Consider the following 15,489-nt stretch of genomic DNA (forward strand, 5'->3'; position numbering starts at 1 on the left):
TCCTCCTTGCCCAGGATCGCGAACTGGACCCCGGCGGTGTGCAGCAGTTCGGCGAAGGCCTTGGTGGTCTTCTTCGCCCGGTCCTCCAGCGCACCAGCGCAGCCGACCCAGTAGAGGTACTCGACCTCGGCCGGCTCGATGTCCTGCCCGATCACCGGTACCTCGATGCCGGTCTCCTTCTTCAGCTCCTTGACCCAGTCCAGGCGCGCCTTGGTGGCCATGCCCCACGGGTTGCCCTTGTTCTCCAGGTTCTTGAGCATCGTCGCGGCCTCGGTCGGGAACGAGGACTCGATCATCACCTGGTAACGGCGCATGTCGACGATGTGGTCGATGTGCTCGATGTCCACCGGGCACTGCTCCACGCAGGCCCCGCAGGTGGTGCAGGACCACAGCACGTCGGGGTCGATGACCCCGCCCAGCCCACCGGAACCGGGGGCCTCGGCGGTGCCGATCAGCGGGCGCCCGGCCTCGGCCACGGCGGCGGCCGGGACGTTCGACTTGTCCTCACCGGCCAGCAGGTACGGTGCCTTGGCGTAGGCGTGCTCGCGCAGGCTCATGATCAGCAGCTTCGGCGAGAGCGGCTTGCCGGTGTTCCAGGCGGGGCACTGCGACTGGCAGCGGCCGCACTCGGTGCAGGTGGAGAAGTCGAGGATGCCCTTCCAGGAGAAGTGCTCGACCTGCGAGACACCGAAGACGGCGTCCTCGGCCGGGTCCTCGAAGTCGATCGGGGCGCCACCCGAGTGCATCGGCAGCAGCGCGCCGAGCGCGACCCCGCCCCTGGCGTTCCGCTTGAACCAGATGTTCGGGAAGGCCAGGAAGCGGTGCCAGGCCACGCCCATGTCGGTCTTGAGCGAGACCGTGATCATCCAGATGAAAGTGGTCGCGATCTTGATCATCGCGAAGAGGTGGACCAGGTTCTGCAGCGTGGAGATGCTCAGCCCCTTGAACGCGGCGACCAGCGGGTACGACAGGAAGTACCCCGCCTGGTAGCCGTCCGCGTGGTGCAGTGCGCCGTCCAGGCCGTGCATGGTGTAGATGCAGAAGCCGACGATCAGGATGACGGCCTCGACGAAGTACGCCTGGCCGGAGTTGGAGCCCGCGAACCGGGACTTGCGGCCCGGGCGCCATGGGTGGCTCAGTTGGCGGATCACGGTCAGCGTCAGGATGCCGAGCGTGGTCATCACGCCGATGAAGTCGACGAAGGCGCCGTAGGCCGGCCAGTCACCGATGACCGGCAGCAGCCAGTCGGCCTTGAACAGCTGGCCGAAGGCGTTGACCACGGTCAGCACCAGAGTGAAGAAGCCGACCGCGACGAACCAGTGGGCCACACCGACGATGCCCCAGGTGGTCATCCGGGTGTGCCCGAGGAACTCGCGGACGACGGTGACCGTGCGGTCCTTCCAGTCGTCGCTGCGCGAGCCGGCGGGCACGTTCTGACCGAGCCGGACGAAGCCGTAGATCCGGAGGACCGCGCGCGCGAAGAGCGACGTGCCGATCACGGCCAGGACCAGCGACACGATGATCGCGGCGATTTGCATGCGGGCTCCTCCAGCCACGGAACGACGGCACGACCTGCGGAGCGATGGCTACTCATCGGTAACCTATGGGGCTCAAGCCGAGCGTAGCGATTCACGTACCCGATCCACAGTCGAACCAGAGGTGATGTACGGCACCACCGGCCATCCGACGCTTGGACCTGCGGATGCGCCAACAAGCCCTCCAGGAGGCCCTGCTGACGCAGTCTCACAGCATCGCTGGGTCCAGGTGGCTCAGCTGCCGCCGAGCCGGTAGAGCTGGATCCCGCTGCGTTCCTCGACCAGGTGGTAGCCCAGCGAAGGCAGCCGGGGCAGGCAGGTCAGTTCCCAGGCCATGGCGGGCATTCCGCCGCGCGCGGGGTCGCTGACCAGAAGCCACTCGGGCTTGGTTCCGCCGTCCAGGGCCGTCGGGAGCCGGTAGACGTGGGCGCGATCGGTGAGTTGCGCTGCCAGGGAGTTGACCACGCCGATCTGCGCGTTGTCGGGTACGGCGGCCATCACCTCCCGGGCCGGGCCGGCCCACGGGCTGGGCTTCCAGGCCGGTCCGGTCAGCTCGCTCAACGGCAGCCCCGGGAGCAGCAGGAGGCTCACGGACACGCTGACCGCGACAGCGCTCGCGATGATCCGCGGCTGGACCAGCCGGCGGTCGCGCAGCCTGCCCAGCGCGTCCGCGAAGGCCAGGAAGACGATCGGCATCAGGACCGCGCTGTAGTGGTAGTCCTGCCCCCAGAAGGCCGGGTTGGTCGACCAGAAGCGCCAGGCGAGCGTCGGAACGACGAGCAGGACCAGGGGTGAGCGCAGAGCCAGGAACGCGGTCGGGACGAACAGGGCGATCAGTGTGTCGAGTTTGACCTGCGGAAGCAGCAGCCGGGCGAGCGGGCCGTCCGAGTCAGGGGAGGTCGAGGTGAGGTAGTCGTACTGGCCGTGGGGGTTGAGGGCCGGGATGAGGACCAGCACGATCAGCAGCCCGGACAGGACCCCGAAGGCCACGACCGCCGCCCCCAGTCGGCGGCGGCCGTTCAGCAGGATGTACAGGCCGATCGCGGCGAGGGTGATCGGCAGGTCCTCCTTGACCAGGACCAGCGGGAGCGCGTACGCGGTGGCGGCACGCCACTGCCGTCGCGCCAGGCGTTCCAGGCAGAACGCCAGGAGCGGGACCGCGAAGGCGATCTCGTGGAAGTCGAAGGCGACGGCCTTCTGGAGTCCCCAGGAGAGCCCGTAGGCGAGGCCGATCCCGGTGCCGAGCAGGGGAGTGGTGGTGCGGATCGCCAGCCGGGTGACCGGCACCACCGACACGGCGAGGAGGGCGGCCTGGGCGACGAGCAGGGTCACCGGGGAGGGGAAGAGCCGGTAGAAGGGAGCCAGGGTGATCAGGATCGGGTGGAAGTGGTCGCCCAGCAGGTTGAAGCCCGCACCCTTGAGCTCCGAGACGGGGGCGCGCAGTTCGCTGTAGGCGCGCACGGCCTGCTCGAATATGCCCAGGTCGTAGCCGTTGGTCCGCAGCTGGAGGTGCTTGGCGACGGACAGTGCGCCGTAGGCGCCGAAGAAGAGCGTGGCCAGCAGGTACGGGGCTCCCCTCCAGTACCGGCCGCTGATCGGGGTGTTCGGCGCCGGCGCCGGATCCCGCTCCTGGCGCGGACGCGGACGGGACAGTACGAGGGACACGGGCACTCCAGCCGAGTGGTGCGGAAGGGAGTGCCCACCATCGGCCGGTGAGGATGAAGCGATGATGAATCCACATGAAGTGATCTTCATCCTCCGAATCGGGCCATGAGGCAGGATGACCGGCATGCGCGTACTAGTGGTCGAGGACGACAGGCGGATCTCCGCCGTACTGCGGCGCGGCCTGGAGGCCGAGGGCTACGCGGTGGACGTGTGCCACGACGGTCGCGACGGCCTGTGGATGGCCCGGCAACAGCCCTACCAGGCGATCGTCCTGGACATCATGCTCCCCGGCCTGGACGGCTACCGGGTCTGCGACCAGCTGCGCCGGGAGGACAACCGCACCCCGATCCTGATGCTCACCGCCAAGAGCGGGGAGTACGACGAGGCCGAGGCGCTGGACACGGGTGCGGACGACTTCCTGGCCAAGCCGTTCTCGTACGTCGTCCTGCTGGCCCGGCTGCGGGCACTGATCCGCCGCGGCGGCCCGGTCCGGCAGGCCGCCGTGCGGATCGGCGACCTTCACCTCGACCCGGCCACCCGCCGCTGCACCCGAGGCGGGAGCGACATCGAGCTGACGACCAAGGAATTCGCCCTGCTCGCCCACCTCGGGCTGAGAGCCGGCGACGTGGTGAGCCGCACCGAACTGCTGGAACAGGTCTGGGACGCCCATCAGCAGGGCGGCAGCAACGTCGTCGACGTCCACATCAGCGCACTGCGCCGCAAGATCGACACGCCGTTCGGCCGGTCCACCATCCAGACCGTGCGCGGCGCCGGATACCGACTGGCCGACGATGACCAGTAGACCGACGATGATCACGAGCCGCCTGCCGATCCGGCTGCGCGCCGCCCTGGCCGCGGCCCTCACCGCCGCCCTGGCCTTCAGCGCCGGCGCGTGGTGGCTGCGCCACGAGCTGTACGCCTCGAAGATGGCCGATGCCCTCAACCAGGCGAAAGCCACCGTGAATGTGATCGAGGCCCGCTACACGCGCGGTGGCGACCTCACCAACTACGAGGGCAATGACACCTGGGCGGTCATCGACGCCGAAGGACACCTCGTCGCAGGCGCACCGGAACTGGCCCCCTTCGTGCCGGATCCGCTGCGTCCTGCCGAACCGGGCACTCCTCCCCTCGCCCAGACGACCGTCCATCTGGGCCCCGTCGACGGCAGTGCCCTGCCCCGCAGCAGGCGCCTGGCCGGGCACGACTTCACCCTGTTCATCGCCTCCTTCCAGAGCCCCGGGCCGCTCGACGGAGTCGCCGCCCCCGCCGGGCACCTGACCCTCCATCTCCTGGTCACCCCCTGGGAGGCCGAACAGGCCGTCGCGGACATCGACTCCGCGCTCTACGGCGGAATCCCCGCAGCCGTCCTGCTGGTCGCCCTGATCGTCTGGGCCACCACCTCCCGGGCCCTGCGCCCGGTGGAGGGCATCCAGCAGCGCCTGCGCGCCATCACCGCCCGCGACCTGAGCCTGCGCGTCCCCGTCCCGCCCCGCCGCGACGAGATAGCCCGCCTGGCCGCCACCACCAACGACACCCTGGACCGGCTGGAACAGGCCGTCGAACAGCAGCGCCGCTTCACCGCGGACGCCTCGCACGAACTGCGCACCCCCCTCGCCGCCCTGCGAGCAGATCTCGAAGTGGCCCTGCACTACCCCGATCACACGGACTGGCCCAGCGTCATCCGCGACACCCTCGACGACGCCGAACGCCTCCAGCAACTCACCGAGGACCTGCTCCTGCTCGCCGACCTCGACAACCACACCTCACTACCCGCTCACCGCGTCGACTTGGGCCACCTGGCCCGCAACGCGGCCGCACAGGCCCGCCGGCATGCCCCCGCCGCCGTACGGGTCGACTGCCGCGCGGCGGACGACATCGCCGTCCACGGCGATGCGCGGCAGCTGGAACGACTGCTGCGCAACCTCCTCGACAACGCCGTACGCCACGCCCGCAGCACCGTCACCCTGACGGTCACCTCGCACGGGACCACCGTCGTGCTGGAGGTCCGCGACGACGGGACGGGCGTACCGCCCGAACAGCAGGAGCGGATCTTCGAGCGATTCGCCCGTCTCGACGCCTCCCGCACCCGCGACGCCGGTGGCACCGGCCTGGGCCTGGCCATCGCCCGTGAGATCGCCCACCGCCACGGCGGCACCCTCCGCCTCGACGGCACGGCCTCCACCGGCGCCTGCTTCATCGCGGAGGTCCCGCTGGAACTGCCGCGGTGAATGCCGGCCCCGGCGGAGGCCCTGGGGCCGGACCGAGGCCGTCGGCTACCCGAGGGGGTCAGGGTCTTTGGACGGCCCAGGTGGTGTCGCGGATGTCGATCACGGGGATGCCGGCGGCGCGGGCGGCTTCGAGGCCTTCGGCGGTGTTCTCGAACGCCACGCACCGGTCGGGGGGCACCGCCAGCTTCGCGGTGGCCAGCAGGTAGGCGTCGGGCGCGGGTTTGAGACGGGGGACATGTTCGCGGGCCACGATGACCTCGAACAGGCCGCCCAGGTCGGCCGCGGTCAGGCCGGCGCGCACGACCTGGCCGTCGTTGGCGGAGGCCACCGCCACGGGCACGGCCTGGGCCAGCTCGCGGGCGAGGGCCGCCACGCGCGCGATCGGCCGCACCCGGTCGCTGAGGGTGAGCCAGTGGGCCCGGGTGCGGTCGACGAACTCCCCGTCGGTGCACGGCAGTCGCAGGTCCAGATCGCTGCGCAGCCGCTGCCGCAGGGCCGTCAGGTCCGCCAGCGGGGCCGTGTGCAGCCACCGCTCGGGGACGGCGAGGCCGAGGTCGGTGAGGCTGGCGTGGGCCGCGTCGGTGTTGACGGTGTGGGTGTCGACCAGGGTGCCGTCGAAGTCGAAGACGGCTGCCTGCGGGCCGAGTTCGGCGAGGAGTTCGCCGTCGGGGGTGCCCACGTCCGTGGAGGTGTGCAGATCGGTTGGGTTCATCACGCTGCTCCGGTGCGCGCTCGGGCCGCCTGGAGGAGGTCGTTCAGTCCGCGGGCGGCCAGGGCGTGGACCTGGGGGGTGGTGACGGTCAGGAAGGGCCGGGGGCCGTACATGACGGGCCGGTCGTTCCAGGTCCCGTCCGGGGTCTGCGCGTCGATGAGGAAGCGCACCGCTCGGTGCAGCGCGGTCTCGGGGACGTCGAGGGCGTCGGTGGTCAGGGCGGTCAGGGCCAGACCGGTGGCGGTGGGGCTGGAGTACGGTTCGTCCGGGATGCGGGGCCAGCCGCCGTCCGGGCGCTGCGCCGCCAGGAGGGCCGTCGCGGCGCCGCGGCCGGGTGGCGGGGCGTCGGGGCCGGGCCGGTGGCCGAGGGCGGGAGCGATCTCGGCCGGGCCGTAGGGGAGGGGGATGTACCAGTTGGATTCCCAGCCGCCGGTGGTGGCGAGGTCGGCCAGCCACCGGCGGGCCGGGCCGAGGTCGATCCCGGGCAGGGCGGCGGCGGCGATGCCGGCGACCATGTGGGCGACGACGTCGGCGACCGGGGTGTCGTCGCTGGACCGCCAGGTGGTCCACAGGCCCTGCGGTGTCTGGTGTCGGCGGGCGTAGTCGGTCGCGCCGGCCCGGACGTGTTCGGCCCACGCGGTGCCGGCCAGGGCGAGGAGGGTGTTGCCGGTGGTGTCGTTGTCCGAGTCGAGGGCGTGGGCGCAGGCCCAGCCGCCGTCCTCGCGCTGGGCCGACGCGAGGAAGCCGAGGGCCGGGGCGAGCGCGGCCTGCTCGAAGCGGAGGTGCCCACGCAGGGCCCGCACCATCAGGCCGGTGTCCCACACCTCGCTGACCAGGAAGCGCCAGGTGCCGTCCTCGTGCTGGTCGGCCAGGAGGCTCTCGCGGCAGCGCCGCGTGACGGGATGGTCGGGCGCGATCCGGGTCAGCGCGAGGTGCAGCATGCCGGTGACCATCGGCATGCCGTAGAACGCGCCGTCGGCCGACTGCCCGCGCCCGAGTTCGTCCGGGGCGTCCGGCGGGAGGGGTGTGCCCAGGGCGCAGTGGCCGATGGCCTCGAAGGCGTGCAGCAGGCTGCGCTGCCAGGGCTTGAGGTGTGCGCCGCGGTCGGCGCCCAGCGCGGCCCGGACGTGGTCCAGCAACAGGCCGGGATCGGCTCCGGGAGCGTCGGCGGCGCAGCCGAGGGCGTGCAGGTACAGGGCTCGCCGCAGGTGCGGGCCCTGGTGCACCACCAGGCGGGGGAGGGCCGGAACACCGGGGCCGGTGCTCAGGCCGAGCAGCCACCGGTCCGCGGCCGCGACCAGTGGGTCGTGCCGCTGCACGGTGGCCGAGGCGAGCCAGCGCACGGCACGCTCGCGCGCCTCCTGGGCGCCGTCGACACCGGCCAGGCTGTAGGCCGCCACGGCGTTGTCCAGGATCCGCGGCTGGGCCGGTACCCGCCAGGCGCCGTCGCCGCCCTGCGTCCCGATGGCGAAGGCCGACGCCCGGTCAAGAGCGCGCGTGGCCTCGGCCAGCACACCGGTCGGCAGCCGCCACCCGGGCCGTACCCGTCCCGACGGCTCCGGCGCGTGTGCCAGCACATCGGTGGATCCGCTCATCCCACGTTCCCTCACTGCCACCCCGGAGGTGACCCGTTCCCGGCGCCGTGCGCTACACCGCCCCGGCCCCCACCCGGCGGGACGACCCCACCGGACGACATCGGTGATCCCGGCGTCGATCGGGTGGTCGACTACCCCGCCCCGGCACAGTTCAACCAAGATCCACCTACGACAGGCACCAGCCCAGACCGTCACCTCCACAACGTGGCCCGGCCCGGCCCGGCCCGGGTTGTGGAGGTGACGGTCGGTCAGCGCATCCGGGGCGGCCCGGCTCATGGTGATTGCAGGGCGCTGAGCCGGCTGACGGCCGCGGCGGTGTCGGGGGCGCCGAGGCGCTGGTAGAGGGCCACGGCCCGGCGCAGGGCGGCCACCGCGACGCCGGGGTCGCCGAGGAGCGCCGAGCAGTGGGCGAGGCCGTCCAGGGCACGGGCCTCGTCCCGGGGGCTGTGGATCAGGCGGGCGAGGTCCAGGGCCTGCCGGTACAGCGGCAGCGCGTCGCGGGGGCCGGTGGTGTCGGTGACGAGCGCCGCGAGGTCGGTGAGCAACGCGGCCTCGCCGGGGCGGCTGCCGATCTCCCGGTAGAGGGCGAGTGCCTGCCGGTACAGCAGGGCGGCGGCCGGCAGGTCCTGGAGCGCGTGCTGCGCGCGGCCCAGGCCGTGCAGGGCGTCGGCTTCGCTCTGGCGGCTGCCGATCTCCCGGCAGATGGTCAGCGTGGACTCGAAGAGCCCGACCGCCGCACCGTGGTCCCCCATCTCGTGGCGGGCGCGGCCCAGGCTCCACAGGGCGGTCGCCTCGCCCTGGCGGCTGCCCAGTTGCCGGTAGATCGTCAGGGCCCGCTGGTGGAGCTCGGCCGCCGCCGGGTGGTCCCCCATCTCGTGCAGGACGTAGCCGAGGTCGTGCAGCGCACCCGCCTCGCCGCGGCGGTCGCCGAGGTCCCGGTGGATCGTCAGGACGTGCTCCATCAGGCCGACCGCCGCAGGCGAGTCGCCGGTGGAGTGCCGCGCCCGGCCCAGGTCGCAGAGCGTACGGGCTTCGGCCGGGCGGTCGCCCAGGGCCCGGAAGATGGCCAGCGCCCGCTCGTGCAGCTCGGCGGCGGCCGGGTAGTCCCCGGTCAGGACCCGGATGCGGCCGAGCTCGTGCAGGCCGGTCGCCTCGCCGCGGCGGTCGCCGAGGCCCTGGTAGCGGGTGAGGGCCTGCTCGTAGAGCTCGGCCGACGCCTGGTAGTTCCCGGTCGCGTGCTGCACCCGGCCCAGGTCGCAGAGGGCACCCGCCTCGGCGATCGGGTCGCCGAGCCGCCGTGCGGCGTCGGCTGCGCGGCGGTGCAGTTCGGTCGCCTCGGTCCACAGGCCCTCCAGGAGCAGGAAGGCCGCGAGGGCGGCGATGAGCGCGATGACCGGGGCCGGCCGGGTGCGGGCGGCGTCCCCGGTGCCCTGGGCCAGGAGGTTGTCGCGCTCGGCGCGCAGCCAGGTCAGCGCGGTGGCCCGGTCGGAGATCCGGGGCGCGGTGGCCGGTGCCGGGTGGGCCACCGCGGGCGTGCTCCGGCGGCGGGCGAGGTGGTGGTCGGCGAGCCGGGCGGTGTGGAGGTAGTAGCCCGACAGCCTGTCCAGCGCCGTCGCGTGATCGTCCAGCACGGCACCGGCCGCCCCGGTGCGGGCGTGCTCGCTCATGCCGCGCGCGTACAGACCGACGAGATCGTGGAAGCGGTAGCGGCCGGGGCTGTGCTGGATGAGCAGACTGTGGTCCAGCAGCGACTCCAGCAGGCGCTCGGCGGTGCGGTGGTCGGTGCCGAGGAGATTGGCGGCGGCGTACGCGTCGAAGTCCGGTCCGGGGAACCGGCCCAGGTGCCGGAAGAGCTCCTGCTCGGCCGGCGGCAGCGCGGTGAACGAGGTGTCGAAGACCGCGCTCAGGCTGCGTTCCTCATCGCTGATCCGGGACAACCGCTGCTGCTCGTCGCGTAGTTGATCGACGAGGTCCTCGACCTGCAGGGTCCGGTCGTGGCGCAGCCGGGCGGCGGTGATCCGGATCGCCAGCGGCAGGTGTCCGCAGCGGGCCACCAGCTCGGCGTCGCCCGGGTGGCCCTCGGGGATCCGGCCGGGCCCGGCGGCCTCGTGCAGCAGGGCGACGGCCTCCGGCCGGGGGAGTACGTCCAGGGGCAGCAGGTGCGCGTCGTCGAGGCCGGTGAGCCGTTTGCGGCTGGTGACCAGGACCAGGCAGCCGGGGGTGCCGGGCAGCAGCGGGCGGACCTGGGCGGAGCTCGCGGCGTTGTCCAGGACGATCAGGGTGCGGGTGTCGGCGATCCGGTCCCGGTAGAGTGCGGCACGCTCGCCCAGGTCCTGCGGGATCCGCTGCGCGGGCACGCCCAGGGAGCGCAGCAGCCAGCCGAGCGCGTCGGCGGCGGGCAGCGGCGGGCTGCCGGGTGTGTGACCGTGCAGGTCGAGGAAGAACTGCCCGTCGGGGAACCGGTGGCGGACCCGGTGGGCGGCGTGGACGGCCAGGGCCGACTTGCCGACGCCTCCCATGCCGTCGATCGCCGAGATCACCACCATGCCCGCCCTGCTGCCGCCCGGTGCGTCACCGGCGGCCAGCAGCAGCTCTTCGAGTTCCCGGGCGCGGCCGGTGAACAGGCGGGTGTCGGCCGGCAGCTGACATCGGACGCCAGGGCGCCGCCGCACACCGGGACTCCTGCGGTCGCCTGCGCCGGGAGTTGCCGGAGCCCCGCCCGGTGGGACGGCGGCCGTGGCCGCGGCCCGGGGCGGCGGTGCCAGGGACGGGTCCGCGTTCAGGATCCGCCGCTGGAGTTCGCGCAGCGGTGGTGTGGGATCGACGCCGAGGTCATCGGCCAGCCGCCGCCGGATGCTCCGGTAGACCTCCAGCGCCTGGCCCTGGCGTCCGTCGCGGTACAGGGCGAGCATGGCCTGCTCGGCCAACCGCTCGTCGTGCGGGTGGCCGCGGAGCAGGGCGGTCAGCTCCTCGACCACCTCCCGGTGGCGCCCCAGGGCGAGTTCGAGCTCCAGGCACTCCCTGTGCACGGTGGTGCGCGCGAGGTTGAGCCGGGCGGCATCGGCCTCCAGCGCCCGGCCGGTCAGATCGGCCAGGGCCGGACCACGCCAGCAGGCCAGCGCGCGTCGCAGTCCGGCGGCGGCCGTTGCCGCCGGGCTGTGCCGCGCCTGTTCCCGCTCCTGCTCGAAGGCCGTCAGGTCGAGCTGTGCGGTGGCCAGTTGGATCCGGTAGCCGCCGCGGTGCGTGCTGATCAGGGTGGGTGGCGCGCCGCACGCGGACAGGTTGCGGCGCAGCCCGGAGACGACGTCCTGGACCTGCCGGACGGCGGTGGCGGGCCCGTCGCCGTCCCACATCACCGTACTCAGCCGCTCCATCGGGACCACCCGGTTGGCGTCGACCAGCAGGGCGGCGAGCAGCCTGGCCTGCCGCGGGCCGTTGAGCGTGACCTCCCGCCCGCCGATCCGCGCGTGCAGCGGCCCCAGGACACCGAATTCCGAGACGAATTCCGAGACGCCGAATTCCATTCCCCCGCACCCCGTGAGACTCCGTACGACAGCTCGCCTTACCGTGCGTCAGGACGAAGTTAGGACGGACCGAGGACGGCTGTCCATAGAGTCTGCAACGCCGCCGCAGCGCCGGCCGGCCCGGGGGAGGCGTGGACCGGCCTGCGGCGGTGATTCGACCACTTCCGCGGCGTGCTGCCCGGTTGGGGCAGGGACAAGGAGAAAGCGTGAACACGAGACGAAGGACGATCGCCATGGCGGCGGCAGCCGCAGCCCTGGGCGCGGGCCTGTTGGCCGCCGCTCCGGCCTACGCCGACGGCCCCGGGGACTGCCCGAGCGACGTCGCCTGCCTCTTCTACAACTCCGGCTTCCAGGGCTCGTACTTCGGCGACGGAGCGGGCAACAGCCAGCAGGCCGAGAACTACCTCTACACCAGCTGGTACACGTTCGGCGGTGGCAACGGAAGCGGCTCCGGACAGTACGTCAAGAACAACGCCGCGTCGGTGTACGACTACAACATCAACTACTCGGTGACGATCTACTACAACTCGAACAACGCCGGTCCCGAGCAGACCATCGGCCCCGACGCGGGAGCCAACCTCGACTCCAGCCTGAAGAACAACAACGCCTCGCAGTGCTTCGACTTCTATCAGGAGTGCCGGTGAGCGCGTCGGTGCTCCGCCAGGCGGTGAGCCGGTAAGCGGCCCGGGCGGGCGAGGATGCCACGCATCGCCGCGGCGCGACCTGTCAAGACCGCGGCCGCCCTCGGCCTGGTGGCCGCGAGCCTGAGCCTGGGGCTGGTCACCACGGGGTGCGCCGCCGCCCCGGGAAGCCGAACCCGGCCCCCGGCCGCCGGATCGGCGGCGCCGGCCGCCGTCCCGTCGCCTGCCCCGGGCAGCACCACGGCGGCTCAGGGCCCACTGTCCGGCCTGCGCCTGCCGATCGAGGACTACCTGATCGGCTCCGCCGATGCCGCGCGGATCCAGAGCGCCAGAGCCGCGCTGATCGGCTCCTGCATGAAGCGCTTCGGCGCCGACTACGCACCTGCCGTGGACCTCGGCACCCGGTCGCAGATGGTGAACCGCTACGGTCCCACCGACCCGGACACCGCCCGGACCGACGGCTACCACGCCCCCGGCGCCCTGCGCGCCCCAGGGCAGCAGCCCACGGAACCCGCGCTCCCGCCCGACCTGGCAGCCGTCCTCGGCCACGGCACCGGGGCGCCCCAACTCCCCGGCTCGACGGCCGCACCGACCGCACCGGCCGGTGGAACGTACCGCGGCCTCGCCGTCCCGCCCGGCGGCTGCGTCGGGGAGGCGGAACGGATCCTGACCGCGGGCGGCGGGATCGTGCAGGACGACCAGGCGGCCGTCGACATCAACTTCCACGACTACCAACGCTCCCTGGACGAGGCCGCGGTGAAGTCCGCCTTCGCCCGGTGGTCGGGTTGCATGAGCGCCAAGGGGTACCGGTACGACACACCCGAAAGCGCCGTCAACGACCACCGCTGGCGGACACCCACCCCCACGGCCGAGGAAATCGCCACCGCGGGCGCCGATGTGGCCTGCAAGCAGCAGGCCGACGTGGTCGGCACCTGGTTCGGCGCCGAGTCGCGGCTGGAGGCCCAGGACATCCAGGCGCAGCTCCCGCAGCTGACCCAGGTCCGGCAGGCCATCGACACCGCCGTCAAGAACGCCGACTCGGCCGCCTCGCCACGACCCTGACCCGAGCAGCGGGCTCCGAGCAGCGGGCTCCGAGCAACCGGATCCGAGGAGCCGGATCCGATCGGTCGGGTCCGAGCAGCCGGCTCCGACCGGCCGCCTCCGATCAGCCCATCCCTGGGCGAGCAACGAACCAACGGGAGGAAACCATGACAGCACTGCGCACCAGGATCACGCTCTTCGCGGCCACCGCGGCACTGGCCGGCGGCGGTCTGCTGCTGGCCACCCCGGCCAGCGCCGGCACCATCTACAGCAACGGCCAGGACATCTGCGGCGTTCAGCTCTGCCTCACCTACAACAGCAACGGCGCGGGCAGCGAGTGGTACACGTACGGCACCCAGGAGAACGACCTCGCGGGCGAGACGTTCGGCCAGGGCCCCACCAGCAGCGGCGGCAACTGCCTGGGCTGCCCGGTGAAGAACAACGCCGCCTGGGGGGCGAACGGCGGCTACCAGGACGTCTACGTCTACGTGAACAGCGCGGCCTACGGCTGGGGGGCCTACGACGTGATCCAGCCCGACGGCGCGGGCAATCTCATGACCACCTACAACAACGAGGCATCGTTCTCGATCTACAACTACGGGTGAGCCACGGTGCTTCGCCCCGGTGCAACGCCACCGCGCACGCGGTGACGCGACCTTGACCGTGGCCGGCCTGCCCGCATCGCGGGCCGGTCGGCCACAGCCCCGCCAGTCAGCCAGTCAGCCAGCGAGCGAGCGAAGGCGTCAACCGCTATGCCTCCCAACCTCATTCGCCGATCGGCGAGCCACCCGGCCCTGACCCTCACCGCAGCCGTCCTGGCGGCCCTCGCCGGCCTGGCGAGCGGCTGTGCCGGCCCGCACGGGCACGCCGTCGACACCGCGCCGGCCGGATCGCTGGTCACCCCGGGGCCGGCCGCTCCGGTCACCGCCACGGCCGCCCCGAGCGACCTGTCCGCCCTGCGACTGCCCATCGAGGACTACCTGCTGACCCCGGCGCAGGACGCCCACCTCGAGCACGCGGTCTGGGTCGTCGCCGGTGGCTGCATGAAGCGGCAGGGGTTCGACTTCCAGGCCCCACCGGAGCTGGCCCACCAGCGCAGCGGCAGCGAGGTCCCGCGCCGCTACGGCCCGGCCGACCCGGCCACGGCCGCGGTGGAGGGCTACCACTCTCCCGCCGACCCGGACCAGCAGCCACAGCCCCGCACGCCGCTGCCGGCCGACCTGCCCGCTCCCGAGCGAGCGGCCCTGACCGGGACGGGCCACGGCGCCCCCGCGGGCGGGTGCCACGGCGAGGCCCAGCGACAGCTGGCCGGCACCGATCCCCTGGGATCGTCCCAACTCGCCGGGCAGATCAACAGCATGAGCTACACCCAGGCCACTGCCGATCCGCGGGTCAAGGCCGCCTTCGCCGCCTGGTCCGCCTGCATGAAGGCCGAGGGTTACACCTACGCCACGCCGGTCGACGCCTACAACGACCCGCGGTGGCAACAGTCCTCCACCCCCGGGCGGTTGGAGATCGCGACCGCGACGGCCGACACCGGCTGCAAGCGGCGGACCAACCTGATCGGCATCTGGTACGGAGTCGACGCCGCCTACCAGCAGCAGCAGATCCGGCTGCACCAGGCCCAGCTCGACCACGACCGCGCGAGCGAGCAGCACCAGCTCGCCCTCGCACAGCAGGCCCTCCGGTGAACGCCGGTACGGGCTGATCCGGGCCGGTCCGGTGTTGGTCCGGTGTCGTCCTGCCCGGGGGCACGCGGACCGAGCTACGCGAGGCTCATGAGCATCTGCACAGCGTAGGACCGAAGCCGCCGTTGGCCGCCTCGCAGTAGATCCTCCGCAGCAGCGGCTGCATCGGAAACCCGGTGAGGGCCTCGAACGCGTCCGCGGCCTTCGCGGGTGCGGGCCGGGGGAGGCGGTTGGCGCGGGCGAATTCGCGGATCCCCGCGACGATCTCATCGTCGGTCCGAGCAGGAGCGGTCACGGAGGAACCGTACCGGCCCCTGACCAGTACGTTCTCGAATGTGTCTCACACGTTCGATCCACTCACCGTGTGAGGATCCGCATGCGGAGGAGTCGGAACGAGGCTCGGTCGGACACCGCGGTGGGCCGCCACGCACTGCCATCTCCACCGTCGTCATCCGACAGGACCCGCTTGATTCCCTTCGGCTTGACGCATGCCGATATGGGCATATGATCGGTGTTATGGCACGAGCAGCGACGACATCGGACGTCTTCAACGCGATAGCCGAGCCGCAGCGCCGGGACATCCTGGCGCTGCTGCGGGCGGGTGAGCGGCCGGTGACCGAGTTGGCCCAGGAGCTGGGGATGACCCAGCCGGGGGCGTCCAAACACCTGCGGGTGCTCCGGGAGGTCGGGCTGGTGCGGGACCGCAAGGCAGGCAAGCAGCGCCTCTACGGCCTGGACGCCCGCGGGCTGCGACCGGTCCACGACTGGGTCGGCGGATTCGAGCGGTTCTGGAACGAGAGCTTCGACCGGCTGGACACCTACGTGCAGGACCTCAAGCAGACACGGCAGGAGGAATGACC

General features: G+C 72.4%; 13 protein-coding genes. 7 read left to right on the top strand and 6 right to left on the bottom strand.

All coding sequences use genetic code 11. From position 1 onward, the window contains the following. Both ACFZB9_RS21935 and ACFZB9_RS21940 read right to left on the bottom strand, forming a co-directional pair. Positions 1-1,538: (Fe-S)-binding protein (locus tag ACFZB9_RS21935; RefSeq protein WP_391449543.1), on the bottom strand; the 1,538-nt coding region annotated here is incomplete at its 3' end. 231 nt (positions 1,539-1,769) lie between these two features. Next, positions 1,770-3,200, bottom strand: a complete 1,431-nt coding sequence (locus ACFZB9_RS21940; RefSeq protein ID WP_391449544.1) for a DUF2079 domain-containing protein — start codon at positions 3,198-3,200, stop codon at positions 1,770-1,772. Between the two features lie 124 nt (positions 3,201-3,324). Between ACFZB9_RS21940 and ACFZB9_RS21945 the strand changes: the two genes are divergently transcribed. Together ACFZB9_RS21945 and ACFZB9_RS21950 are read left to right on the top strand one after the other, a co-directional pair. Continuing rightward, positions 3,325-4,002, top strand: a complete 678-nt coding sequence (locus tag ACFZB9_RS21945) for a response regulator transcription factor (protein ID WP_391449546.1) — start codon at positions 3,325-3,327, stop codon at positions 4,000-4,002. Positions 4,003-4,126: 124 nt separating this feature from the next. Further along, positions 4,127-5,428: a sensor histidine kinase gene (locus ACFZB9_RS21950; protein ID WP_391449955.1), complete on the top strand. Its 1,302-nt coding sequence runs from the start codon at positions 4,127-4,129 to the stop codon at positions 5,426-5,428. Positions 5,429-5,486: 58 nt separating this feature from the next. Here the strand turns inward: ACFZB9_RS21950 and ACFZB9_RS21955 are convergent, their stop codons facing one another. The 3 genes from ACFZB9_RS21955 to ACFZB9_RS21965 all read right to left on the bottom strand — a co-directional run bounded on the left by ACFZB9_RS21955 (position 5,487) and on the right by ACFZB9_RS21965 (position 11,259). Continuing rightward, positions 5,487-6,140, bottom strand: coding sequence for an HAD family hydrolase (locus ACFZB9_RS21955; protein WP_391449548.1), 654 nt, complete (start codon positions 6,138-6,140; stop codon positions 5,487-5,489). Then, entirely contained in the window at positions 6,140-7,735 is a 1,596-nt protein-coding gene (locus ACFZB9_RS21960; protein ID WP_391449550.1) for a prenyltransferase/squalene oxidase repeat-containing protein, read from the bottom strand. Before ACFZB9_RS21960 ends, ACFZB9_RS21955 begins: the two co-directional genes overlap by 1 nt. Before the next feature lie 272 nt (positions 7,736-8,007). Beyond that, on the bottom strand, positions 8,008-11,259 hold the full coding sequence (locus tag ACFZB9_RS21965; protein ID WP_391449551.1) for a tetratricopeptide repeat protein: 3,252 nt from the start codon (positions 11,257-11,259) through the stop codon (positions 8,008-8,010). Positions 11,260-11,465: 206 nt separating this feature from the next. Between ACFZB9_RS21965 and ACFZB9_RS21970 the strand changes: the two genes are divergently transcribed. The 4 genes from ACFZB9_RS21970 (at position 11,466) to ACFZB9_RS21985 (ending at position 14,632) form a co-directional block, all read left to right on the top strand. Next, a complete protein-coding gene (locus ACFZB9_RS21970; protein ID WP_391449553.1) occupies positions 11,466-11,903 on the top strand; it encodes a hypothetical protein in 438 nt (145 codons plus the stop codon). Positions 11,904-11,957: 54 nt separating this feature from the next. Next, positions 11,958-12,962 carry a hypothetical protein gene (locus ACFZB9_RS21975; protein WP_391449555.1) on the top strand — a complete coding sequence of 335 codons (1,005 nt, stop codon included), beginning with the start codon at positions 11,958-11,960 and terminating at the stop codon, positions 12,960-12,962. Between the two features lie 146 nt (positions 12,963-13,108). Beyond that, on the top strand, positions 13,109-13,546 hold the full coding sequence (locus ACFZB9_RS21980; protein ID WP_391449557.1) for a hypothetical protein: 438 nt from the start codon (positions 13,109-13,111) through the stop codon (positions 13,544-13,546). Between the two features lie 147 nt (positions 13,547-13,693). Beyond that, positions 13,694-14,632, top strand: coding sequence for a hypothetical protein (locus ACFZB9_RS21985; protein ID WP_391449559.1), 939 nt, complete (start codon positions 13,694-13,696; stop codon positions 14,630-14,632). A gap of 85 nt (positions 14,633-14,717) precedes the next feature. Here the strand turns inward: ACFZB9_RS21985 and ACFZB9_RS21990 are convergent, their stop codons facing one another. Continuing rightward, the gene (locus ACFZB9_RS21990) at positions 14,718-14,924 is read right to left on the bottom strand and encodes a hypothetical protein (protein WP_391449561.1); all 207 of its coding nucleotides are present in this window, start codon (positions 14,922-14,924) and stop codon (positions 14,718-14,720) included. 221 nt (positions 14,925-15,145) lie between these two features. Here ACFZB9_RS21990 and ACFZB9_RS21995 point away from each other — a divergent pair, with 221 nt between their 5' ends. Beyond that, a complete protein-coding gene (locus tag ACFZB9_RS21995) occupies positions 15,146-15,487 on the top strand; it encodes an ArsR/SmtB family transcription factor (RefSeq protein ID WP_391449563.1) in 342 nt (113 codons plus the stop codon). Positions 15,488-15,489 lie beyond the last annotated feature (2 nt).

The sequence above is a fragment of the Kitasatospora sp. NPDC008050 genome (genome assembly GCF_042957465.1).
In the GTDB taxonomy this organism is placed as follows: Bacteria; Actinomycetota; Actinomycetes; order Streptomycetales; family Streptomycetaceae; genus Kitasatospora.

Excerpts from the sequence above, each read along its gene's own strand:
- ACFZB9_RS21950 (WP_391449955.1), top strand. The coding sequence starts at position 4,127 with ATGGCCGATGCCCTCAACCAGGCGAAAGCCACCGTGAATGTGATCGAG.
- ACFZB9_RS21965 (WP_391449551.1), bottom strand. The coding sequence starts at position 11,259 with ATGGAATTCGGCGTCTCGGAATTCGTCTCGGAATTCGGTGTCCTGGGG.
- ACFZB9_RS21975 (WP_391449555.1), top strand. The coding sequence starts at position 11,958 with ATGCCACGCATCGCCGCGGCGCGACCTGTCAAGACCGCGGCCGCCCTC.
- ACFZB9_RS21995 (WP_391449563.1), top strand. The coding sequence starts at position 15,146 with ATGGCACGAGCAGCGACGACATCGGACGTCTTCAACGCGATAGCCGAG.
- ACFZB9_RS21980 (WP_391449557.1), top strand. The coding sequence starts at position 13,109 with ATGACAGCACTGCGCACCAGGATCACGCTCTTCGCGGCCACCGCGGCA.
- ACFZB9_RS21955 (WP_391449548.1), bottom strand. The coding sequence starts at position 6,140 with ATGAACCCAACCGATCTGCACACCTCCACGGACGTGGGCACCCCCGAC.
- ACFZB9_RS21985 (WP_391449559.1), top strand. The coding sequence starts at position 13,694 with ATGCCTCCCAACCTCATTCGCCGATCGGCGAGCCACCCGGCCCTGACC.
- ACFZB9_RS21960 (WP_391449550.1), bottom strand. The coding sequence starts at position 7,735 with ATGAGCGGATCCACCGATGTGCTGGCACACGCGCCGGAGCCGTCGGGA.
- ACFZB9_RS21945 (WP_391449546.1), top strand. The coding sequence starts at position 3,325 with ATGCGCGTACTAGTGGTCGAGGACGACAGGCGGATCTCCGCCGTACTG.